This window comes from Nostoc sp. NMS4, from assembly GCF_017115095.1.
In the GTDB taxonomy this organism is placed as follows: Bacteria; Cyanobacteriota; Cyanobacteriia; order Cyanobacteriales; family Nostocaceae; genus Nostoc.
In genome coordinates, this window is the sequence record NZ_JABXKI010000139.1 from 1 (window position 1) to 21,906 (window position 21,906).

The 21,906-nt window shown below is 41.2% G+C and carries 19 protein-coding genes and 1 pseudogene; 16 read left to right on the top strand and 4 right to left on the bottom strand.

From position 1 onward, the window contains the following. The 7 genes and pseudogenes from HWQ37_RS11200 to HWQ37_RS11230 form a co-directional block, all read left to right on the top strand. Positions 1-644: pseudogene (locus HWQ37_RS11200) on the top strand (GNAT family N-acetyltransferase); the annotation flags it as partial. After that, on the top strand, positions 625-1,122 hold the full coding sequence (ruvX, locus tag HWQ37_RS11205) for a Holliday junction resolvase RuvX (RefSeq protein ID WP_292746991.1): 498 nt from the start codon (positions 625-627) through the stop codon (positions 1,120-1,122). The pseudogene HWQ37_RS11200 and the gene ruvX, both read left to right, overlap by 20 nt. 142 nt (positions 1,123-1,264) lie before the next feature. Continuing rightward, positions 1,265-1,837 carry a DUF3727 domain-containing protein gene (locus HWQ37_RS11210; RefSeq protein ID WP_292746993.1) on the top strand — a complete coding sequence of 191 codons (573 nt, stop codon included), beginning with the start codon at positions 1,265-1,267 and terminating at the stop codon, positions 1,835-1,837. A 202-nt stretch (positions 1,838-2,039) separates the two neighbouring features. After that, positions 2,040-2,666 carry a hypothetical protein gene (locus tag HWQ37_RS11215; protein WP_292746996.1) on the top strand — a complete coding sequence of 209 codons (627 nt, stop codon included), beginning with the start codon at positions 2,040-2,042 and terminating at the stop codon, positions 2,664-2,666. A 53-nt stretch (positions 2,667-2,719) separates the two neighbouring features. Beyond that, on the top strand, positions 2,720-3,259 hold the full coding sequence (locus tag HWQ37_RS11220; RefSeq protein WP_292746999.1) for a YqeG family HAD IIIA-type phosphatase: 540 nt from the start codon (positions 2,720-2,722) through the stop codon (positions 3,257-3,259). Positions 3,260-3,516: 257 nt separating this feature from the next. Beyond that, positions 3,517-4,626 carry a glutamate 5-kinase gene (gene proB, locus HWQ37_RS11225; RefSeq protein WP_292747001.1) on the top strand — a complete coding sequence of 370 codons (1,110 nt, stop codon included), beginning with the start codon at positions 3,517-3,519 and terminating at the stop codon, positions 4,624-4,626. A gap of 52 nt (positions 4,627-4,678) precedes the next feature. Next, positions 4,679-5,269 carry a Uma2 family endonuclease gene (locus tag HWQ37_RS11230; protein WP_292747003.1) on the top strand — a complete coding sequence of 197 codons (591 nt, stop codon included), beginning with the start codon at positions 4,679-4,681 and terminating at the stop codon, positions 5,267-5,269. 297 nt (positions 5,270-5,566) lie between these two features. Here the strand turns inward: HWQ37_RS11230 and HWQ37_RS11235 are convergent, their stop codons facing one another. After that, on the bottom strand, positions 5,567-7,150 hold the full coding sequence (locus HWQ37_RS11235) for a hypothetical protein (RefSeq protein ID WP_292747005.1): 1,584 nt from the start codon (positions 7,148-7,150) through the stop codon (positions 5,567-5,569). A gap of 375 nt (positions 7,151-7,525) precedes the next feature. Beyond that, positions 7,526-8,500: an ROK family protein gene (locus HWQ37_RS11240; RefSeq protein ID WP_292747008.1), complete on the bottom strand. Its 975-nt coding sequence runs from the start codon at positions 8,498-8,500 to the stop codon at positions 7,526-7,528. Positions 8,501-8,775: 275 nt separating this feature from the next. Between HWQ37_RS11240 and HWQ37_RS11245 the strand changes: the two genes are divergently transcribed. Continuing rightward, the gene (locus tag HWQ37_RS11245; RefSeq protein ID WP_292747011.1) at positions 8,776-9,399 is read left to right on the top strand and encodes a Uma2 family endonuclease; all 624 of its coding nucleotides are present in this window, start codon (positions 8,776-8,778) and stop codon (positions 9,397-9,399) included. 69 nt (positions 9,400-9,468) lie between these two features. Here HWQ37_RS11245 and HWQ37_RS11250 read toward each other — a convergent pair whose 3' ends face one another. Beyond that, positions 9,469-9,732 (bottom strand): Uma2 family endonuclease, encoded by a 264-nt coding sequence (locus HWQ37_RS11250; RefSeq protein WP_363318104.1) that lies wholly within the window; start codon positions 9,730-9,732, stop codon positions 9,469-9,471. A 971-nt stretch (positions 9,733-10,703) separates the two neighbouring features. Between HWQ37_RS11250 and HWQ37_RS11255 the strand changes: the two genes are divergently transcribed. Continuing rightward, a complete protein-coding gene (locus HWQ37_RS11255; protein WP_292747015.1) occupies positions 10,704-11,681 on the top strand; it encodes a sucrase ferredoxin in 978 nt (325 codons plus the stop codon). A 205-nt stretch (positions 11,682-11,886) separates the two neighbouring features. Here HWQ37_RS11255 and HWQ37_RS11260 read toward each other — a convergent pair whose 3' ends face one another. Next, positions 11,887-13,482: a helix-turn-helix domain-containing protein gene (locus HWQ37_RS11260; protein WP_292747097.1), complete on the bottom strand. Its 1,596-nt coding sequence runs from the start codon at positions 13,480-13,482 to the stop codon at positions 11,887-11,889. A gap of 1,090 nt (positions 13,483-14,572) precedes the next feature. Between HWQ37_RS11260 and fdxB the strand changes: the two genes are divergently transcribed. From fdxB to HWQ37_RS11295, 7 genes are all read left to right on the top strand, one after another. Then, entirely contained in the window at positions 14,573-14,866 is a 294-nt protein-coding gene (gene fdxB, locus HWQ37_RS11265) for a ferredoxin III, nif-specific (protein ID WP_292747018.1), read from the top strand. Positions 14,867-15,359: 493 nt separating this feature from the next. Beyond that, positions 15,360-16,346, top strand: coding sequence for a cytochrome c oxidase subunit II (locus HWQ37_RS11270; protein WP_292747021.1), 987 nt, complete (start codon positions 15,360-15,362; stop codon positions 16,344-16,346). A gap of 310 nt (positions 16,347-16,656) precedes the next feature. After that, a complete protein-coding gene (gene ctaD, locus HWQ37_RS11275; RefSeq protein ID WP_292747024.1) occupies positions 16,657-18,348 on the top strand; it encodes a cytochrome c oxidase subunit I in 1,692 nt (563 codons plus the stop codon). Between the two features lie 605 nt (positions 18,349-18,953). Next, positions 18,954-19,553 carry a cytochrome c oxidase subunit 3 gene (locus HWQ37_RS11280; RefSeq protein ID WP_292747027.1) on the top strand — a complete coding sequence of 200 codons (600 nt, stop codon included), beginning with the start codon at positions 18,954-18,956 and terminating at the stop codon, positions 19,551-19,553. Between the two features lie 152 nt (positions 19,554-19,705). Next, positions 19,706-20,191 carry a hypothetical protein gene (locus tag HWQ37_RS11285; protein ID WP_292747030.1) on the top strand — a complete coding sequence of 162 codons (486 nt, stop codon included), beginning with the start codon at positions 19,706-19,708 and terminating at the stop codon, positions 20,189-20,191. 303 nt (positions 20,192-20,494) lie between these two features. After that, positions 20,495-21,106, top strand: coding sequence for a cysteine dioxygenase family protein (locus HWQ37_RS11290; RefSeq protein ID WP_292747033.1), 612 nt, complete (start codon positions 20,495-20,497; stop codon positions 21,104-21,106). A gap of 84 nt (positions 21,107-21,190) precedes the next feature. Further along, positions 21,191-21,718 carry an ArsC/Spx/MgsR family protein gene (locus tag HWQ37_RS11295; RefSeq protein WP_292747036.1) on the top strand — a complete coding sequence of 176 codons (528 nt, stop codon included), beginning with the start codon at positions 21,191-21,193 and terminating at the stop codon, positions 21,716-21,718. Positions 21,719-21,906: the final 188 nt, after the last annotated feature.

Genomic DNA, 21,906 nt, shown 5'->3' on the forward strand with positions numbered 1-21,906 from the left:
CGATGCCACCTCTGGTACGTCAGGTTTTTGACCGCAATACCCGCGACTTTAAAACTAGCTTGTTCGGTGCTTTAACTGATGCAGTGAAGCAATGGCTGACTAAAACAGAAGTAGTCAGTGGCTACGTATTTGAACCCCAACGCAAAGCTGCGATCGGCTATTTTCAAGTGCAACTTGACCGGAATGGTGAAGTTCCCCATACGGCAACGCTGACGGTTCATCCTGCTTATACCTGGCTTTATCCAGAATTATTATCCCAACTGGCTCGCATTGCCCAAGATTTTCCCCAACAAGGGTTACAACTAGCCTCTTCAGACTATCAAGCAGAGCGAGAAGAATATTTGGAGCGAATTGGGGCAAAACGCATAGAACATACATTAGTGATGTCTCGCTCGGTGTGGCATAAGCTACGGGAGTCTAAATTTGTCTCCTTAGAAGGAATCCAGTGGACTGATATGCTGCAAGGTTTACAACCGACTCGTAAACCGATACCAGGTGGGATGTCATGGATACAACCAGGAAAGTTGCCATCATCAGATAAACCTCTGCAAAGCTTGTCAGAACCGATTAACTTTTCGGTAAAAAACCCTAGTATCGAAACATCGCCGATTTCTGAATCAGCAGATGGACAGCAGGAGAATTAGTGTGATATCCCAAGGGCAACCAAAACCCTTTATTTCAGCATTGGGACTAGATTTTGGTCGCAAGCGGATTGGTGTGGCTGGGTGCGATCGCACGGGTTTAATTGCCACGGGAATCACCACTATTGAGCGCACATCTTTTGAGCAAGATGTCAAGCAAATCAGACAAATAGTTAATGAACGTGAGGTGCAAGTTCTAGTTATGGGCTTACCTTATTCAATGGATGGCTCACTAGGATTTCAGGCTCGTCAAGTTCAGAAATTTACTACAAGACTTTCTAAAGCACTAAACCTGCCTGTGGAATATATGGATGAGCGATTAACTTCATTTCAAGCAGAGCAACTGCTGATAGCCGAAAACCGCTCCCCGTCACGCCATAAAGGTTTGATTGACCGCAAGGCAGCCGCTTTGATTTTGCAACAATGGCTGGATGTTAAGCGTGCCAGTTCCCGCAGTTCAGTTGCAGCTATTGAATATTGATACCTTTTAACATGATATTCTAAAAACGATTAGCCAGTAGTTGTATTTACGTGTAAAGCTATTTGGTTGACATAATATGTCATTAATATAGTTAAGCGATTTTCAAGCTTGCTGGTATTTATTAAATTTCTACATTTCGGCTATGTTTTCCCCTCCATTTCCTGAAGAAAATGATAACGCTCATGCGGGTTCCATCACTTTAACCGATGACAAAGGGCGATCGCTCGATTGTTATATAGAGCATTCCCTAGAGGTAGATGGACAAGAATACGTTTTGCTGCTTCCTGTAGACTCACCTGTGGAAATTTTTTCTTGGGAAGGTGACGGTGAGGAAGAAGAAGCGGTTCTAGTAGAAGACGACACCATCATTGAGCAAATTTTTGCTAATGCTCAAGCTGTACTATCTGAGCAGAACTTGATATTAAAGAACACAGCTTATGCTCTAACTGTTGCAGGTGATTTACCGCCAGTAGAAGAATCAGAACTCTTTACCTTAGAAATCGAAGACGAAGAGGCGGATTTAGAGCCTGAGCAATTACAGCTACTCGCTAGCTTTTATGAGGAAGATCAGGAGTATGCAATTTATACACCCCTAGATCCTCTGTTGTTTTTTGCACGGATAACAAAAACAGGTGAACCTGAATTACTTTCTCCAGAGGAGTTCCGCAAAGTGCAGCCTCTGTTAGAAGAACATCTTTTTAATGAAGTTGAATAAGATTAAAAATTCAAAATGTAATATTTTCATTTTGAATTTTTTAATTATGAATTTTCATTCTCAGCACAATCTACTTAAACTTTTTACCATGTCCCATTAAATGTGGATGAATGGAAACAATTAATCTTGTTTAAGATTCGGGTAAAAATACTTTGGTAAGGATTTTCGAGCCAAAATAAAAAATTGGTATAAGATGCTGAAAATGGCTTATGGCGATTTTACATTAAGTAAATTTAAAAAGTCATTCAGCATCCGCATTGATGAAGAAACTGATTTATGTGCTGACATAGGACCTTTACAGGCAAGTGATAAACTCAAAAATTCTTTAGAAGAAACTACAGAACTAGCTTTAGCAATTAATACTGAAAAAGCTCGTTCAGAAATGATTATCACTCCGATATTATTGGAGGTAAGACGCAGGGCTAACTATCCAATTAGTTTATTTTCGGGAACAGATTTTAATGTAGATTTAGAAAAAGGTCTGAATGGATATTGTGACTTTATCATCAGCCGTTCTAAAGAACAACTAACGATTAATGTGCCTGTGGTGGTTATTATTGAAGCAAAAAATGAAAATATTAAAGGTGGATTAGGTGAATGTGCAGCTGCAATGTTGGCAGCACAATTGTTTAATCAACAAGAAGGAAATGAAATCAGAAAAATTTACGGTGCGTTAACAACAGGGGATATTTGGAAGTTTTTAAAGTTAGAAGAAAACGATATATTTATTGATTTAAGTAATTACTACATCAAAGAAATAGATAAGATTCTAGGGATTTTATCTCAAAATGTTCAGGGGGATATTCCAGGATGGAGTTCGACTAACTAAACTATATTGGGTTATGCTCATTTGTCTTAACTATCTACATTTGACTGTTGACTATGGTCTGGAACAATCTTTTACAGCCTGACTTGATTTTAGAGGGTTCAGTGTTGAACCTAACACCAGATATTATCCAAAAATACGGGCTTAAAGGGCTGGTATTGGATGTAGATGAAACTTTAGTACCCTTTACAGTCGGAATGGCTTCCCCAGAGCTACGAGAGTGGGTAGAGCAAATCCGTACCTATACTGCATTGTGCTTGGTGAGTAATAACCTGAGTGAAGCGCGAATTGGTGGAATTGCGCGATCGCTCAACTTACCTTACTACTTAGGTGCAGCCAAGCCTTCCCGCCGCAAAATTAGAGCCGCACTTCGGGGAATGGATCTACCAGTGCATCAAGTGGGGATGGTAGGCGATCGCTTATTTACCGATGTTTTGGCTGGTAATCGTTTGGGAATGTTTACCATTTTAGTTGAACCAATAGTCCATGCAGACGCAGCCCTCCGTTCTCATCCCATCCGCAACTTTGAAGTTTGGATATCTGAAATTTTGGGAGCATCTATTACACCAAAGAAAAAGAAGATTCACAAAAGTTGACAAATCGTCAGGAAAGTAAATCTAAAGAAATGCTTAAGGAATCATACTGGAACCAAAAAATCGGGGATCATAAGTATTAATAACATGGGGTCAGCCAAAAAAGACCCTAACTCATACTAAGTAAATATACTTCCGTAAAGCGTCAACCTTCACTATAGAGGGATTGGCGCTTTACAAATTGAGTTAGGAGTTAGAAGTTATGAGTTATGAATTAAATTCAACTCCTAACTCCTAACTCCTAACTCCTAACTTTTTAGATGTCACTAACAATTGTTGTCAAAATCGGTACTTCCAGCCTAACTCAACCAGAAACGGGACAATTAGCACTTTCGACGATCGCTACCTTGGCGGAAACACTCTGCAATTTAAGAAGCCAAGGACATCGAGTGATTTTGGTTTCTTCTGGCGCTGTGGGGGTGGGTTGTGCGCGGTTGGGCTTAACTGAACGTCCGAAAGCGATCGCACTGAAACAGGCTGTAGCAGCAGTTGGACAAGGTAGGTTAATTCGGATATACGATGATCTATTTACTACTTTGCAACAAGCGATCGCTCAAGTATTACTAACACGTAGCGACTTAGTACAACGCAGCCGCTATCTCAACGCCTACAACACCTTTCAGGAATTACTGGGACTGGGAGTGATCCCCATAGTCAATGAAAATGATACCGTCGCCATAGACGAATTAAAATTTGGTGATAATGATACCCTTTCGGCATTGGTTGCTAGCTTAGTAGAAGCAGATTGGCTATTTTTACTTACTGATGTTGATAGATTGTACTCAGCCGATCCGCGTTCCGTGCCAGATGCGCGACCGATCGCATTAGTTAGTAGCATTAAAGAATTAGCAGAATTACAGATACAAACAAGTTCCCAAGGTTCCCAGTGGGGAACTGGTGGGATGACGACAAAAATTTCGGCTGCGAGAATTGCGATCGCGGCGGGAGTACGTACCGTAATTACCCAAGGGCGATTTCCCCGGAATATCGAAAAAATTATTCAAGGTGAACTGATTGGGACGCATTTTGAACCGCAACCTGAACCAACTTCGGCGCGTAAACGTTGGATAGCTTACGGACTTTTACCTGCGGGTAAATTGTATTTAGATGAAGGTGCGATCGCGGCAATTTCTCTAGCCGGAAAATCGTTATTAGCTGCTGGAATTAAGCTAGTAGAAGGAGAGTTTGACACACAAGAAGCAGTGCAATTATGTGATACCAACGGTAACGAAATTGCCAGAGGACTTGTAAATTACAACAGCAATGAACTGCAAAAGATTCGCGGCTATCATTCACGAGAAATTTCCACAATTTTAGGATATGCCGGTGCAGAAACCGTGATTCATCGGGATAATTTGGTTTTGACTTAAAATGGAAATGAGATAAATTTTGTGACTGCTAACTGAGAGGGCAAAAAATATTATGACTCAAACGTTAGAAAATGCTGTTAACTTACCAGAAGAACAACGCTTCTTTCGACATGGGTTAAGTTGGGAAAAGTTTAAAGCGATTCAAGCCAGCTTTGAAAATGTACCAGGTGTGCGGTTGTTTTATTGTCAGGGAATTTTAGAAATTGTGACTATTGGTAAGCCGCATGAGGTAATTAAGTGTTTAACTGGTTTACTCCTGGGACAGTATTTTGTGGAACAGGGGATTGAATTTTTTCCCAGTGGGAGTTTTAGCCAGATTATTCCTGAGATAGTAGAATATCAAGCTGACTTATCTTATTGCTTTGGAACCGACAAACCTGTACCAGACTTGTGCATTGAAGTAGTGATTACTAGCGGTAGTCCCATCAAACTACAGAAATACAAATTAATGCAAGTCCCAGAAGTTTGGTTTTGGGAAGACGGCACATTTGAGGTTTACTGCTTACGAGAACAAGAATATGAGAAAGTTGTTAAAAGTGAGCTATTAGCAGAATTAGATTTATCCTTGCTCAATCGTTGTCTTTTGTTGTCGTCTCCCTTGGAAGCAATTAGGGAGTTTCGTCAAAATATTCAAAAGTCATAGTGAAACGATTAGTGATTTTTCAATTTCACCATATTCTTAAGGGACTTCCAAGAAATAAATTATTCAAATAAACGAACCACAGAGACAAGGCAGCGCGGTCTTGGGGGTTTCCCCCATGAGCGACTGCCGCGCAGAGAACACAGAGGGAAAATAAATAGAGAGAATTCTTGCATCAGTTTAGGGATATTTTTTTATTTGGAAGTTTCTAACCTAACAGTATTGAGTCAGCGCCAGTCGTACAGAATACCCAACTGAATTCTGACTCCTGACTCCTGAATTCTCTTTTATCAACGTTCCTTACCACTCCCATCGACCGATGTCAGGTGCAGAACCGGAGTAAGAAAGTCCGACATTAGTTCCTTTATCCACCACAAGACTACGTGACGAAGCCGGTTTGTAGTAAGAGTTCCAACGATCGCCCGTGCTTGTAAATCTTGGTTCACCCTGGATATTTGTCGCATTAACCGCGAATTGGATCTGCCAAGTTGACTTTGCTGGGTTCGTATTTCTGCGGAGATTATTAGTAAAAGCAATGTTCTTACCTCCTTGCACATCGTCTCCTTGAGAGTTCAAAAACACATTATTTTTGAGCGATATCCTGTCTGCGGAGTTGATCTGTAGGCTATTCCCTAATGTATCGAACACGTTGTTGTGAATATTGATGTTGGAAGCTGGATCGGGAATAAAGACGGCAGCACTGTTCCCGAAACCAAATTGAACTTTACGAGCGACATTTGCGAAAATATTATTGTGGATATTGATGTCGTGATTTTCTATAGTTCCGCCCCATGCTTTCCCTCCCCAGATCGCAATACCGAAGCCCTTATCCTGAAAGTAGGAGTCAGATATCTCCACTCCGCTTAAGGCAACCTCGATTGACTCCTTAACACTCTGTCCGTCAATATCTTTTATTCGTAAGTTTCGGATCTTGAGATTGCTTGGGTGTGTAGCTGTCGGCTGGTATTCATTCATTATTGAATGATTGACCATCGATAACCACGTATTACAGGTAACGTTGTAGATTTGGTTTCCATAACTCAAATTCCAAAGTTCAATGGCAGCATCCTCGCTCCACTGGGAATCAATTTCTGGAACCTGGATGTCGCAATCGTGAATCTTCACGTTACGTATATGACCGACATGCATGAACTTTATGCCGTATCCTTTATTTTCTCGGATAGTAATGTTGTAGATGTCAGCGCCATCGAGTCCTCCAAGTCTCAAGTTACCGGTAGATCCTCCCGATACTCCATCCGATGCAGAGTTGATAAACGTACAATCATGTATCGTTGTGTTCTTCATCCACTTTCCCTCTGGAAGCGGCACGTACCACCACATGTTGCCACGCGTAAAAACTGCACCACTGTGCTGGAAGTTTTTGAACGTGACATGATGCGTAGTAACGTTGTTACGATTTTCTACCCAGATGCCGGCTTTGATGGTTTTGCCGTTCCCGTCTATGGTGAAGCCGCCTAACGTCTGATTACCGTCTGTCGCTTCAATCATCTCGGAAGGAGATCCGTACCGAGGGTTCGAGCCGGAGTAGCTAGGCGAGACAAGCTGAATAATGCTTCCATAATGCCAAAGACTCCAGTCACTAGTGCCAGTATTTACTCCTGGAGCCGGAATAGCACCGTTGCTAGTGATAGTCACGCTTGATTCACCAGCTCCCTCGATATTCACTCCCGGTGGAAGTACCGTCGCTTCCGTTTCCCTGTAGACACCTGGGTTCAAATAAATCGTGTAGTTTTGATTCGGTTGAACTACTTTTGCTGCATACGCCAACGTTTTCAATGGATTGGCTAGCGATCCATTGCCTTGGTTATCGCTTCCCGTGGGAGATACGTAGACGTACAAGCTCGTGGTAGATTGGGCAGCCACAGTTTTCTGCGTAGTTCCTAACTGGGTTGTGACTACAGCTACTAAAACAATAGTAGCTAAAGCTGCGTAGGAAAGAAGGGAGCGGAGAGTCTTTATCATTACTCAAAGGAGGGAAAGGCGATAGATGGACAGAAGGGAGCGGAGAAATGAGAATAGAATCTTTTCTACCGCATGAAATACTACGGCGGGGAAATCTTCCTCGTCTCTGCAAGCAGCAAATAAGCGTACTTGGAAATTTTTGTCTAGTACCTATCGATAGATAAGCTGTAAAAAACTTACCATTCCATCTTTCACCTAATTATTAAGATTTATTCACCTAAATTCACATCCTCTACCCAGTTCTGTTTGCACTTATGGATTCCACACCTCACTCATTTACAAATTTGAGATTGTCATAGAAGCGATCGCCACACCGCCCCACAATGGTGCATCATCACCCAGCAACGCCGGCACAATTTCAAAATCAACCTCTGGTAAAGCCGTCTCCCGCGCCACCTGACACACCACCTGCCAAAAATCCTCCCCCGCCTTCATCACACTGCCTCCCAATACAAAGCGCTGCGGATTCATCAAATTTGCCACATTGCCAATACCCACACCCAGCGCCCAAGCAGCCTTATCCAAAACTTCCTTAGCCAAATCATCACCCCTTGCCGCCGCCTCACTTACCAACTGTCCCGTCAGCAACGTTAAATCATCCCCCACCAAACCCCTCAAAACCTCTCCATCTCTGAGTCCTCCGCGCCTCTGCGGTTCGCTTTCCAAAATTTCCCTAACATTTTGCGCCAGATAACGCCCCGAAGCCAAACGTTCCACACATCCCCGCTTCCCACACAAACAAACTGGCCCAGCAGGATCGACAACGATATGTCCAATTTCGCCAGCCATCCCACCAGCACCCCGCCAAGGCTGGCCATTGAGTATCCAACCACCACCTACGCCAGTGCTGACAGTAATATAAAACAGGCTATCGTATCCCTGTCCCGCACCAAAACGGTGTTCACCCAAAGCAGCAATATTAGCGTCATTGTCTACATCAACAGGAACACTAAACTCATCTTCTAACAACGCTTTGAGAGGAATGTTTTCCCATCCAGCGACATGATGAGATAGTCGCACCGTCCCCGTGGAAGCATCAACAGGCCCGCCAAAGCTGACACCGATCGCAGCAGGTTTTGTGTCTTGCAACAGAGAGTAAATTAGCGATCGCATTATTTCCAAGTCAGTGCTAGCATCTGCACCTACTGGCGAGAGACGACGTTCATAACGCAACCACGTTCTAGAACCAGCATTTACCAATGCCGCCGCTAGCTTAGTTCCGCCAAAATCGAGAGCTAAAATTAATGTCATAGTTTTTTATACCTCTTTTGAATTATTACCATACGTGGTTTATTTCTCAAGAAAGATGTTTAAAAATGAAATAAATGCTATGCCTACGGCGGTAAACCACGCAGTCTTAGCAATGCTGGAATTCATCAAGGAGCGATCGCACTTTATTCTGGTAGTTGATGATTAGGGATCGGTAGAACCGTAAACGCCGTGAACCAAAAAAGAAGTTAAAATAAGCAAACTGCGCGACTACGCCATCTTTAATTTGCTCATCTGGAAACAGACTGGAGACTCAAATGACCCCAGCAGCGATGTCTGACGACAAGCCGCAAAGCGTCTACGTTACACCCCGTCAGGAATCACCCCTGTTGTTTGAGGGAGTGACCTGGAGAGAATTCAAAGCAGTTGAGCAGTTGTTAGACCGTCCAGGATATCGGCTGTCTTTTCTGGATGGAGTATTGGAAATCCGAAAAATGCCAGGAGAAGCACACGAAACCGTTAAGAAGAGAATTGCCGCATTGCTGGAACTGTACTTGCTGATGACAGGGTTTGACTTTACCCCAACTGGTTCAATGACCCTAGAAAGTGAATCGGGTGCTGTCAAGCGAGAAGCGGATGAATCCTATAAACTTGCTCCTGGTAGAGTGCGTCCCGATTTGGCCATAGAAGTGGTGTTTACCAGTGGCGGAATCAACAAACTGGAAGCATACAAGCGACTCTTGATTCCTGAAGTGTGGTTTTGGGAAGACGGTGTGTTATTAGTTTATCACCTACGCTTTGAGGGAAACTCACTTCACTATGAAAGGGTTTCCAGTAGTGAGGAGGTCAAAGGGATCGATCTAGATTTGTTGTTACGTTGCATTAATATAGTAAATCATGTTGATGCCATCAAAACTTTTCAACAGGCGCTTTCAAAATAGCTAAAGTCTGCCAAATTCTTGCCAAATTGCAATGCTCTCGATTAATAATGAATGATGGCAAGATATGGGTTAGTTAGCCGCATCAAAAATTTGTTGTGCGGTTAAATTTAATTGAGAAAATATAGATGATGAAATCGCAGCGTTGCCTTGAAACGGTGTCATTTGATATTCACCATCAACTAATTCGCATACAAAAATAGTGGGTTGCTTAGGATTGCCAATGAACTTTCTTGCACCCAATGCAGCATAATCAGCAATCCAATATTCAGGAATACCCATTTCTTCATGCGCCTCTGTGGTTCGATTTTTTGTTACCTGTGCGTAAGTTCTAATTCAATCTATTTGCGATCGCTGATTTGGTAAAACCCAAGGGTGAGAAAGCCTCAAAAAATGGGAGATTCTCACCTGCTGATAATACCGTGGTCAAAAATAATTGAATTTTGCATGTAAGTATAAATATGCGAGCGCTATTGCTACAGATATTTGAATTTAGTAAATGCGCCCTTATTAGCAACAATTTGTCACAATCGCAAAACTCTATCTATCATGATGTAAAGAAGTCATAAAGATTCTTAAATACTTGCATTTCTTATTGACTTCAGTTACAGTCAAAACAGATACCTATCATCAAACCCTGACATCAGCTTCAGAAAGTTAGATTAGGTAAAATGCTAAATACCAGGTTTGTTAATATTGATATCAGTGACGCTGCTAATAGTAGTCACTAGTTTATTTTGATTATTAACTTATCGCGCATGGATTACGGGGTAGTAAAGCATTTACCCCGGATTTAATTGTTTTTATTTTTTCTTATCTAATTGAGAATTATTTGCAATATATGGACATCAAGAGATACATTAAAACCAGATAGTGTAGAAGAAGTCTTAAAACAGTAAGGCTTACCAAAGCGATCGCTGTTTATGAAATGTTTCCGCATCTACCTTTAGAAATATATTTTTTCATAAGAGCAGCAGAAAACTATATCTTTATGTGTAAAAAAAGTTAAAAAAACTGAGTTTCAGCAAGTGAAAATTTATGAGATACCAAATAACAATAAAACTAGATACAAAATTAACGCCGCTTATACGGAAAAATCTATCTTGACGCTGTTTATCTCTATTGTGGAGAATTTATTAACCGGAAAGACCTTGATAAATAATGATGTTATAAAGTGGCTACCTAGTTTTAACTGGGAAATGAATATTGTTCTTTTTATCTCCTTTAGCCAAGGATATTGTAGCTAAGAACACAATTGTATTTTGTAATACCTTTTGTCCATAAAATACGCTAATGAGTACAGCGAGATGAATGCTTTTTTTTGTTCTGACGATTCACGGCAAATAGGAGAAGATGTTATTGGTAGCGCCACCAATTATCAAACTTATATTTTAGTTGAGTGTCCTTTACCTTGGACATCAGAAGCCTTTAACTCCAAATGGGTGCCTGAGAATTTGAGGATTTTAGTAGAGGAAGTGAAGCGTGCTAAACTACCGATTAGATTTCTCTTAATTGCTAATGATGTATCACACAAAGTCAATCATACTACGCTTTTAATTTATCAAAAACAAGAGGGTCTAAGTAATGGATACCAGAAGCAAGAGTTTAAGCTAGCAAATATTGAGCAAGTAGCAGAAATCGTTCAAAAATCGATATTGGGTATCAGTTCTAATTTTGAGGTAGAAACTACTAAAACTAGAGATATTTTAGTTTGTACCCACGGTAGCCATGACAAGTGTTGTGCGAGATATGGCGCTCCTTTTTACTTTCATGTTACAGCGAGTAATGCTGATTTGTGCTTAGATGATGTGCGAATTTGGAAATCATCACATTTTGGTGGACATCGCTTTGCGCCAACAGTGATAGACTTGCCAGAAGGAAGATATTACGGTCGTCTCGATCGAGATTCATTTAGATCAATTTTGACTCGTACTGGTGATATTCAATGCTTGCATCAAGTCTATCGAGGCTGGGGAATTCTCCCTGCTGCACTTCAGGTTTTGGAAAGAGAGTTAATCCTCTGTAAAGGATGGAATTGGTTTAATTACAAAGTTGCAGGTAAAATTTTAGAGCAAAGTTTAGACAACAATACTATCCTAGCTGAACTAAGTTTTGAACAACCTTCTGGTTCTCTCTACACTTACCAGGCTAAACTTGTGAAAGATGAAACTAAGACTCAACAACTGAAGAGTTCGTGTAATGCTACAAGGGAGTTGGTAGTTACTAAATATGCTGTGGGTAGTCTCTGGATTACCTCTAGTAAAGTGATGAGTTATAGTACTTAACAAGAGTTTTTCAACGCAAAGGGACGCAAAGGGAAGCGCAGAGGTACGCGGAGTATTGCTAAGTTTAGTTCGCTACGAATTAATTAAATGCTAGATTTAGTATGAGGCTGTATCAATTCGTAATTAAAACTTTGCGTTCCTTTGCGTTTACCTCCGCGCCCCTACCCTTCGGGAACGCCAAGGGCGAATGCGTTGAAATTCCAAATCAAGATGAAGCCATATTTAAGACTTTTCGTAGCAGTATTTGGTCTTCTAATTTGGCTTTTAAACGACCATTTTCAATATCTCTAATCCAGCTTTGGCTTTTACCTGTGAGTTTTGCCAATTCTCTTTGGGAGAGATTCAAATTTTTTCGCGCTTGCAAAATTTGTTCGCCTAGTAAATCGTTTGTGGCTTTGGGTTTTCTTTTGGCTTTGGCAGTTCTTGTTTTCTTTTTTTCTGATTCTGAGATTTGCTGTTCCCATTCTGGTGGGAGTTCAAATGCTAAAATCCGCGCATTCATTAACAGATTCCATTTACCACGGGGGCCTGTGTCTGTGAGGCGAGTTTCGGCACCACCGTCATTAGTCCAAAATTCTAATGCTTCATCTGGATCTTCGGGAAGATCAATTAATTTCGCCCACAAAGGTTGAATTTCTGGTGGGTAGGTAACTGGATCGAAAAGTGGTTTCATTCCATAGTGATTGAGAATTTCTAAATCGCTTTCAAAGGTTCGCAGCAGACGTTTGCGTTCTTCGCGTTGTCTGGATGCAAGGGCAACTTTTTCCTCACCGTAAGCAATACGTAGCAAGGTAGGAATGGTAATGCGTTGTTCTTTGCCCATTTTTGTTTTAAACAGCAACCACAGCATTAATCGGACTGCGCCTTCGTGTTGCTGCCAAATGCTCATAACTGTGGTTAGCAGGGTTTTGGGGAGACTGCCATATTGATAGAATGCGGTTCGCTCTTTACATGCTTGTTTGTTTAAGAAATATTGCGCCCATAATCCGGCTTTGATTTTAAATGTTAGCCCAATCAGATATTTACATCCAAGATTGTCTTCTTGGAAGTGGTGCTGAATGTCTACTAAGTGCCATAAGCGGCTGTTTGTAACAGAGAATCCGTTAATTCGACCTTGTTGAGGCCAGTCAATGGAGATAATTAAAGAGCAAGCTTGCTGAACGATATTTTTCATTAAAGCTAGCTTGGCAGCTTTGCTTAAATCTTTGCGTTTCTCCATCCCCAAATATTTCTCGATTTGTCGCTCATCGATCGCAAATTCTTGTTCCCAAGGTTGATCTAAGGCTGTAGCGTAAGCTGCAAAAATTAGATTTATGCAAGCGGCTCTAATGTCAAGTCCCTCAATTGCGGCTATATCTGTGGCCTTGTCGTTGACTTTGAAGGGATCTTGGATGTGAAAAGCGATCGCACCTCGTCCTTGATTTACTTGTCGGCTGTAACTGATATAACCTTCTTCATCGGTTTCCCAATGTAGGGATGTGCGCTGTGCTAAGACATTACAAGCTTCCCAAATTGCGATCGCTGAAGCAAATGGGTTATTCTTGCCATTAGAAAACAAGTCTAAGCTGCTAGCATCTCTCGGTTCAACTTTGCATCTCCCCTTTTTCGACTGCCAAGGAATTGGAGAATTAGTTGGACAAGCTATTACACATTGCGGTTCTGAATAATAGCCCTCACAATTATTACAAAGACTAGGATCGATCCAGTATTCATTGTCCTCTATTCTGATTGCACCCGTAGGACATTGGGGGCGGCAGTTGTCACATCCAACGCAACTGTTGTTAGGAATTGTATAAGGCATTTGGCTCTTTTCCCACTCTAATCGTTGAGATGTCTGTCTCAGTTCTCCCCTGGATGAGTCCTGTTTATTCATGACTCGCTACCACATTATCTTTCTGGCGATAAAAGATTATTCTCGCCGCATTAACTTCATACATCCATATTTGAATTTGTATCCAATTGGAAGCTATTTAAGGCTTTAAAAATGAGCCAAATAAAACTTCTTATTAACTATACATTTCATGAAGAAAATGATTAAGTTGTTCGTACTGAGCTTAGAAAAAAATCTTAACATTTATTTAATTACGTACTTAATGGACATTTTATCTTTGACCATAAAACCTTACAGAAGGTCTTTCTCGGAAATGTTTAAGCTTTTGACAATTGCACTTCATCTGATTTGTTAATAATTTTAATATTTAATGCATGACAATATTCTGCCATAAACTTTACAGTTCCTTTATAAATTAATTATGTTTATTTTGATGAAAAAATAATATTTAATTTGTCAGCGTTTACCTAAATATTTAAATCAAACTAATTAAAAAAATGTTGCTTTCTAAAATACATATTGCAGATATCAAAATGTAACTGGCGAACATTATTTATCGTATATATCTATACTGTTTATCTAAAATTATTTGCCAAAGTCTAAAAATATTTGCCAAAGAATATCATTACTCTCATAGATATAGTTGCGTCTGCTGGAAATAATAGTTAAATCGGCAGTTAGAAACCACATATACACGAGGCTTTTCTCACCTGAATATGCTTCCAATCCTGAACTTTTTATTCAAAGCGACGGGAAACTCTATTCCAAGAATGGGTGTGCCGTGATAGTTGCCGCGTTGCTTGGGGTATTGGGCATAGGGTATAGAGCATTGGTAACTTATTCACCATTCCCCATGCGCTTGTGAGTAGGGTTTTTATAAGAATTATTAGCAATAGCTTCATCGATAAAATTAAATGAAAAACAGTTGAGTATTGTGTTCAAAGTCATCGAAATTTGATGAGATAAAAGTAAGTTTTGAATACAAAATAAAAAAAGATTAGGATAATATGATGATTAATGCACAAACAGATTGACAGGCAAAATTGCCGAGGATTTATTCATGGCGCAACTAACAGGTTTGACATTTGGCGGTAAGACTTGGACACCAAAATTCGCTCAAGAAATCAACAAGGATAAATGTATCGGCTGTGGCAGATGCGTTAAAGTATGCGGGTACAATGTGCTTGGTTTAAAGGCACTCAATGAAGAAGGTGAATTTGTCGAAGATGAAGATGATGAAGAAATTGAACGGAAAGTAATGGCAGTTACTTCTCCAGAAAACTGTATTGGTTGTGAAGCTTGTTCGCGGATCTGTCCCAAGAATTGCTACACACATGTTGCATTAAACAATTAAGATTTTTGGAGTTAGTCAAAATTGTTGTTCATTCAAGGAGGCACTGTTTGTATAGAGCGTAAATGCTCTAGGCAAGGTAACTTGAGGGGAATATTAAATATTTACTGTAACTAATAAAAAGTTCGCAGTAAACAAATCCGTAAATCGTAGACTGTTCGCTATTAACAAATTTAAACTTGCTGCTAATATAGCCTAATCAGTATTAGGATTAGGTCTAACAGTGCCCTCTTGGAACAACTAGCTTTTCTGAAAGCAGGGGGCTAACTTTGTGGTATGAGTTGAAATATAAATTGTCATTTTTTGGGGGAAAGATATGGAAAAAATCTGGAAGTTTCCCCCATTTTTTGTGGCTGCACGTTAGAAAGTTAATAAGTGAAAAGGAAATGGGAAATGGGGAATTGGGAATGGGGAATAGATAACGATGCCCAATGCCCAATGCCCAATTTTCAGAAAATAACACCTCTACAGACGGTTTACAAAGCAGGTAGCATATATGCAACAAATTCCTGTTTCACTATGGACTCTGGTTGCTGGGATAGTAGTTACAGCAATCAGCATTTGGATTGGTCAAAACCACACTCTCATGCCGGTGCAAGCATCGCTACAAGCGCCTTTGGTGGACGGTTTTTTCAACGTCATGTTTACCATTGCGATCGCATTCTTCTTGGTGGTAGAAGGAACTATTCTGATTTTTTTGGTTAAGTTTCGTCATCGTCGCGGTGATGATACCGATGGTTTACCAATAGAAGGTAACGTTCCCTTAGAAATCTTTTGGACAGCAATTCCCACAGTGATTGTGCTTGGTTTGGGCATCTACAGTGTGGATGTTTTTAACCAAATGGGAGGTTTTGAACCTGCCGGTCATCCTCATTCAGCAGCTCATGTGGCTCATATTCCGGGGAGTGCTTTGGCTGCTACATTAAGCGATACTGAAGCAACAACTGCCCCAACAATTGCCCCAACAATTGGGATCGGTGCGTCTCCTCAAACCCTTAACAAACCAGCCGATTTAGTTGTTGATGTCAAAGGGATACAGTACGCCTGGATATTTAATTACCCCGATAGTGGCATTACCTCTGGGGAATTGCACATACCCGTCGGTGCTGATGTGCAACTCAACCTTTCAGCACAAGATGTAATTCATTCATTTTGGGTTCCCAACTTTCGGTTGAAGCAAGATGCACTTCCTGGTATCCCTACCGAACTACGATTTGTTGCCACCAAACCAGGTACATATCCCGTAGTTTGTGCTGAATTGTGCGGTGGTTATCACGGTTCAATGCGGACACAGGTAATCGTCCACACACCAGAAGAATATAATAACTGGCGCACAGAAAATCAGATTGCTCAACAGCAAAACCTCAATCAAGTTGTTGCAGTTAATCCCGCCGACTTATCGACATCAGAGTTTCTCGCGCCCCACACCCATGATATGGGAATTAATGCAGCAACTCTAGAGTCATTGGTCATTGGTCATTAGTCATTGGTCATTGGGTAATATTATGTCCGCTCAATTAACCATTATTAAGAGAAACTCCACCCCGCTCGATAGTCGAATTACCCCCCTTAATCCCCCCGTTTATTGGGGGGAAACCGGAAATCCAGTTCCCTCCCCAATGCATCGGGGAGGGTTAGGGTGGGGTAAAACCTTGATGAGCAAACTGTTTCAGACTTGTGTCTACACCGTAGGCTTGCGGGGAGGGGTGCTTTTACTATAGGCGACACATAACTGACAAAGGACAAATTGACAAAGGACAAATGACAAATGACAAACGATAAAGGACAAAAATATGACGCAGGTAGAATTTCCACGGAATACTCCACCAGAAGAAAATAAACCGGAAACTCTGGTGGCTGGCCACACCTCCCATCCGAAGGCGTGGAAATGGCAAGATTATTTTACATTTAATGTTGACCACAAGGTTATTGGTATTCAATACCTGGTGACAGCGTTTGTGTTCTATCTTATCGGTGGATTGATGGCTGTTGCTCTCCGTGTTGAACTAGCAACACCAGACGCAGACGTACTCGACCCCAATTTGTATAACGCTTTCATGACCAATCACGGGACGATTATGATCTTCCTGTGGATTGTCCCTAGCGCCATTGGGGGATTTGGTAACTATTTAGTGCCGTTGATGGTCGGTGCTAGGGATATGGCTTTCCCGAAGCTGAATGCGATCGCTTTTTGGTTAAATCCCCCAGCCGGTGCGCTGATTTTAGGTAGTTTCATTTTTGGCGGTTCCCAATCTGGTTGGACAGCTTACCCGCCTTTGAGTTTGGTGACAGCACCAATCGCTCAAACTATGTGGATATTAGCGATCGTTTTGGTGGGAACTTCTTCAATTTTGGGTTCACTGAACTTTGTGATCACCATTTTGATGATGAAGGTTCCTAGCATGAAATGGGATCAAGTACCCCTATTTTGCTGGGCAATCTTGGCAACTTCCTTGTTGGCACTACTTTCTACACCTGTATTAGCAGCCGGTTTAATTCTGCTGTTATTTGACCTCAACTTTGGCACTTCCTTCTTTAAACCAGATGCGGGTGGTAACGTTGTAATTTATCAACACTTATTCTGGTTTTATTCTCACCCGGCAGTATATTTAATGATTCTGCCCATCTTTGGCATCATGTCGGAGGTGATTCCAGTACACTCGCGCAAGCCGATTTTTGGTTATAAAGCGATCGCTTATTCTAGTGTAGCCATCTGCGTTGTCGGTTTGTTCGTCTGGGTACACCACATGTTTACCAGTGGCACACCCGGTTGGATGCGGATGTTCTTCACCATCTCCACACTGATAGTTGCAGTTCCCACTGGGGTAAAGATTTTTGCCTGGGTTGCTACCCTCTGGGGTGGTAAAATCCGCTTCACCACGGCGATGCTTTTCGCCATTGGTTTGTTGTCAATGTTTGTCATGGGTGGCTTAAGCGGTGTGACGATGGGAACAGCCCCCTTTGATGTTCACGTCCACGACACATATTATGTAGTCGGACATTTCCACTACGTTCTGTTTGGCGGTTCCGTGTTTGGCATTTATGCCGGCATTTATCACTGGTTCCCCAAAATCACTGGACGAATGCTCAATGAAAACTGGGGACGGGTTCATTTCGCCCTCACCTTCATCGGCACTAATCTCACTTTCCTACCCATGCACGAGTTGGGTTTGAAAGGAATGCCGCGACGAGTGGCAATGTATGACCCCCAATTTATCGACCTCAATCAAATTTGTACCTTTGGTTCGTTTGTTTTGGCGATATCGGTAATTCCCTTTGCGCTCAACATGATCTACAGTTGGCTCAAAGGACCTTTGGCTGGTGATAATCCTTGGCAAGCTTTGACCTTAGAATGGACAACTAGCTCACCACCTGCGATCGAAAACTGGGAAGTGTTGCCGGTTGTGACTCATGGCCCTTATGACTACGGGCAGGAGCATAGAACTGAATTACAGTCATCAGCGACACCGGAAGTTAGTGCTTAGGTAGTAGAGTGAGTAATGCGATCGCACTCAAAGTCACTAAAACTTCTAGTCATTAGATTTAAAAACTCGAAACTCCAAGCTTGGAACCTGAAACTTCAAGCTTGGAACACACAGGACTTACGCAAAATCATGAAAAAACGAACCGCATTCGCGCAGCGTCTCGTCAGAGAAGGACACAAAGGAATAAGGTTTCAGAGAGTTATTGCGTAAGTCCTAACACAAATGCCCGAATTCAATAAACAAACGTCCGAATTCAGAAAACGGATGCCCGAATTCAATAAACGTACACCTGAATTCAATAAACGGATGCCCGAATTCAATAAACGTACACCCGAATTCAATAAACGTACACCTGAATTCAATAAACGGATGCCCGAATTCAATAAACGTACACCCGAATTCAATAAACGTACACCTGAATTCAATAAACGGATGCCCGAATTCAATAAACGTACACCCGAATTCAATAAACGTACACCTGAATTCAATAAACGTACACCTGAATTCAGAACACAAAACTCGGAATTTTCAAAATTCCTGAACAAGTCAAGAGTTTGGCTAAACAAGGATTTTGGATAAAGAATGGAAATTTTGCTGAAAAATCTATGACTATAGCTACAACCACGAGCAAAGATCACAGTGCAGGACACGAAGAACATCCAGATTTAAGAGTTTGGGGACTGTTGACGTTCCTCGCCTCTGAATCCCTGATGTTTGGCGGATTTTTTGCTACTTATTTATTTTTCCGAGGTACTACAGCAGTTTGGCCTCCTGAAGGAAGTGAAGTTGAACTACTTGTACCGACGATTAACACCATTATTTTGGTGTCGAGTAGTTTCGTCATTCACTTCGGTGATACGGCGATTAAAAAGAATAACCTCAAGGGAATGCAACTGTGGTATGCAATTACTGCAATCATGGGCGCAATTTTCTTAGGTGGTCAGGTTTATGAGTACTCAACATTAGGATACGGACTGACTACCAACGTCTTCGCCAACTGCTTTTATATCATGACCGGGTTCCACGGTTTACACGTTTTTGTAGGACTGTTATTGATATTACGTGCATTGTGGCGATCGCGTCTTCCCGGTGAATATTCTGCAACCAATCATACTTTCATCGAAATGACAGAAATTTACTGGCACTTCGTAGACATTATTTGGATTGTTTTATTCACTTTGGTCTACGTTCTCACTTTGTTTTAAATTGGGCATTGGGCAAAGCAAAGACGCGATAAATCGCCGTCTCTACAATGATCAATCTTTCGTAGAGATGACGATTTATCGTGTTTGTTGCCTTAACCGAACCGTATTGCCTCATATCCCTGATCCTCCTTATCTCCATTCAGGAGTTTATTATGCAACTTGATACAAACAAATTCTCATGGTTCCAGGTTCCAGAGGATATCAAAAACCTATTAATTTTAGCTGCACAAAACTGGGAAAATACATCAGAATCAGAAAAGTATATTCAACAAGCTTTAGCTAAAACTGGTGAAAATACAGATGTATTGGTAGCAGCATATAGATTTTTCTATTATAAAAATAATTATTCTCTTGCACTACAAACAACAATCAAATTATTAGATAAAATTAAAGAACTAGAAAAACTTCCTGATGACTGGAAGCAACTTAAGCCGATATTAGTCAATCGCAAAGAAGACCCACAAATTCGATTGTACTTAAATGCTTATGCTGCTTCTGGATTAGTGCTAGCAAAATTAGGAGAAATTGAACAAGCAAAAGAAATCAGCACCAAAGTCAAAGAGATAGACGAAAAGCATGATTTTGGAGCCGGAATTCTCCTGGATATTTTGACACGTCCACCAGAAGAAGATGATTAATTAGTCAATGTACTTCTCTACAAGAAAGAGTGGGGAGTTTGTAGAGACGCGATTCATCGCGTCTGTAGAGAGTGGGGAGACAAAGAGAATAACCCATGCCCAATGCCCAATGCCCTTTTAGTGAACAATCATGAACAACTGGTTCTCTACATCACATTCTTCTTACTGTCTTTTGGGAGTAACTAGTAATAGTGACTCTATCATTCCTCCTATTACCATACCTACGAAACTTCCTACGAGCAATATGCCGAACGTCTCTCCGATCATTGTCATCCAATCTTCTCCCTTATCAATTTAAAATTTATGAAAGGTAGAGATTGGCTACTAACGGGGGATGGTCAGTATCAAGCCTGTAAATCTGTAAGAGCATGGGATTTATTGAGAGAGAATTATCGTCTGTATCGGTTTTTAACTGAGATAGAAGATGTTCTCAATAACACTAACAATGAAGCCGATTGTCTTCCAGAAATTAGGATGCTTGTAAGGCGTTTAATAGTAAATTCCTACTGGGTACGAAGTCAAAATTTAGAACCTTCACCCAAAACGGGAACCTCTGTTTTACTCCTATACGATGAATTGAGTTTTCCGTTGACTGTGCAAACAGTAACATTTGCACCAGGAACCCGCTCAAACATTCATAATCATGGGACATGGGGAATAGTCGCGGTGTTAAAAGGTCAGGAAAAAAATACTTTTTGGCAACGCACTAATAGCCCAGAATTTGAGGACAAAATTGAACAGACGGGAGAGCTAACTCTATTTCCAGGAGATATTATTAGCTTTACTCCCGATGCAATTCACTGTGTAGAAGCAGTGGGTGATGAACCAACTGTGACTTTTAATGTTTACGGCGAAACTGATCCCAGTGAGAGATTTGAGTTTGACTCAGTTACTCATCAGGCTAGGAATTTTTAATTAGGAATTGTCATGTCAAGTTTGTAGTTGGCGCTTTAGCGCTAAAGCGCAACTACGAACAATTGAGTAATTAGGAGTAGTTAAATGGCAAGAGTAATTTTCTATAGCAAACCAGGCTGTCAAGGTGGTACTAAGCAAAAAGTTTTGCTCACTGCTGCGGGTCATGAGGTGATAGCATACAACCTGCTAACTGAACCTTGGACAGTTGAGCGGTTGCGTTCTTTTTTTGGCGATCGCCCCGTAGCTGAATGGTTTAATCGTTCCTCTCCAAAGGTAAAATCTGGTGAGGTGGTTCCTGAAAAAATTGATGCAGAAACCGCTTTGGTGCTGATGCTCAAAGAACCACTATTAATTCGCCGTCCTTTGTTAGAAATAGGCGATGCCTCCGGCGGGCAAAGCCTACGCCGCGAGGTAGGATTCGATGTAGAAAAGATTGATGCTTGGATTGGCTTAAAGCCTGTGGATGAGTCTTTGCAGGAAATCAGTGAAAGCCTGATGAAGCAAGATTTGCAAAGCTGCTCACACGGTAAAGAGCATACTCATCATCGCCAGAATCAGCAGGGTGGCTGTAACCATCATGGTGAACAACATCAAAAGCAAGGCAGCTTATAGTCATTAGATTTCTTGCATAAATCAAAAACCCTCTCCCAAGCTTGGGAGAGGGTTTTTGAAATTGCTTCTAGTACAATGTCTAAGCTAGTAATGAAAAGTTTGTAGTAAGCACTTCAGTGCTTAGAAAATCAAGGACTAAGGAACGTGAATTAAATAAAATGCAAAACTTCATCCTGTATCTAGCTTCC

What these genes read in the sequence shown, in the direction of transcription:
- HWQ37_RS11210 (WP_292746993.1), top strand. Translation starts at nt 1,265, where the DNA reads ATGTTTTCCCCTCCATTTCCTGAAGAAAATGATAACGCTCATGCGGGT.
- HWQ37_RS11280 (WP_292747027.1), top strand. Translation starts at nt 18,954, where the DNA reads ATGACTATAGCTACAACCACGAGCAAAGATCACAGTGCAGGACACGAA.
- HWQ37_RS11260 (WP_292747097.1), bottom strand. Translation starts at nt 13,482, where the DNA reads ATGCCTTATACAATTCCTAACAACAGTTGCGTTGGATGTGACAACTGC.
- HWQ37_RS11220 (WP_292746999.1), top strand. Translation starts at nt 2,720, where the DNA reads ATGGTCTGGAACAATCTTTTACAGCCTGACTTGATTTTAGAGGGTTCA.
- HWQ37_RS11215 (WP_292746996.1), top strand. Translation starts at nt 2,040, where the DNA reads ATGGCTTATGGCGATTTTACATTAAGTAAATTTAAAAAGTCATTCAGC.
- HWQ37_RS11295 (WP_292747036.1), top strand. Translation starts at nt 21,191, where the DNA reads ATGGCAAGAGTAATTTTCTATAGCAAACCAGGCTGTCAAGGTGGTACT.
- ruvX (WP_292746991.1), top strand. Translation starts at nt 625, where the DNA reads ATGGACAGCAGGAGAATTAGTGTGATATCCCAAGGGCAACCAAAACCC.
- fdxB (WP_292747018.1), top strand. Translation starts at nt 14,573, where the DNA reads ATGGCGCAACTAACAGGTTTGACATTTGGCGGTAAGACTTGGACACCA.
- HWQ37_RS11270 (WP_292747021.1), top strand. Translation starts at nt 15,360, where the DNA reads ATGCAACAAATTCCTGTTTCACTATGGACTCTGGTTGCTGGGATAGTA.
- HWQ37_RS11255 (WP_292747015.1), top strand. Translation starts at nt 10,704, where the DNA reads ATGAATGCTTTTTTTTGTTCTGACGATTCACGGCAAATAGGAGAAGAT.
- ctaD (WP_292747024.1), top strand. Translation starts at nt 16,657, where the DNA reads ATGACGCAGGTAGAATTTCCACGGAATACTCCACCAGAAGAAAATAAA.
- HWQ37_RS11240 (WP_292747008.1), bottom strand. Translation starts at nt 8,500, where the DNA reads ATGACATTAATTTTAGCTCTCGATTTTGGCGGAACTAAGCTAGCGGCG.
- HWQ37_RS11230 (WP_292747003.1), top strand. Translation starts at nt 4,679, where the DNA reads ATGACTCAAACGTTAGAAAATGCTGTTAACTTACCAGAAGAACAACGC.
- proB (WP_292747001.1), top strand. Translation starts at nt 3,517, where the DNA reads ATGTCACTAACAATTGTTGTCAAAATCGGTACTTCCAGCCTAACTCAA.
- HWQ37_RS11285 (WP_292747030.1), top strand. Translation starts at nt 19,706, where the DNA reads ATGCAACTTGATACAAACAAATTCTCATGGTTCCAGGTTCCAGAGGAT.
- HWQ37_RS11290 (WP_292747033.1), top strand. Translation starts at nt 20,495, where the DNA reads ATGAAAGGTAGAGATTGGCTACTAACGGGGGATGGTCAGTATCAAGCC.
- HWQ37_RS11245 (WP_292747011.1), top strand. Translation starts at nt 8,776, where the DNA reads ATGACCCCAGCAGCGATGTCTGACGACAAGCCGCAAAGCGTCTACGTT.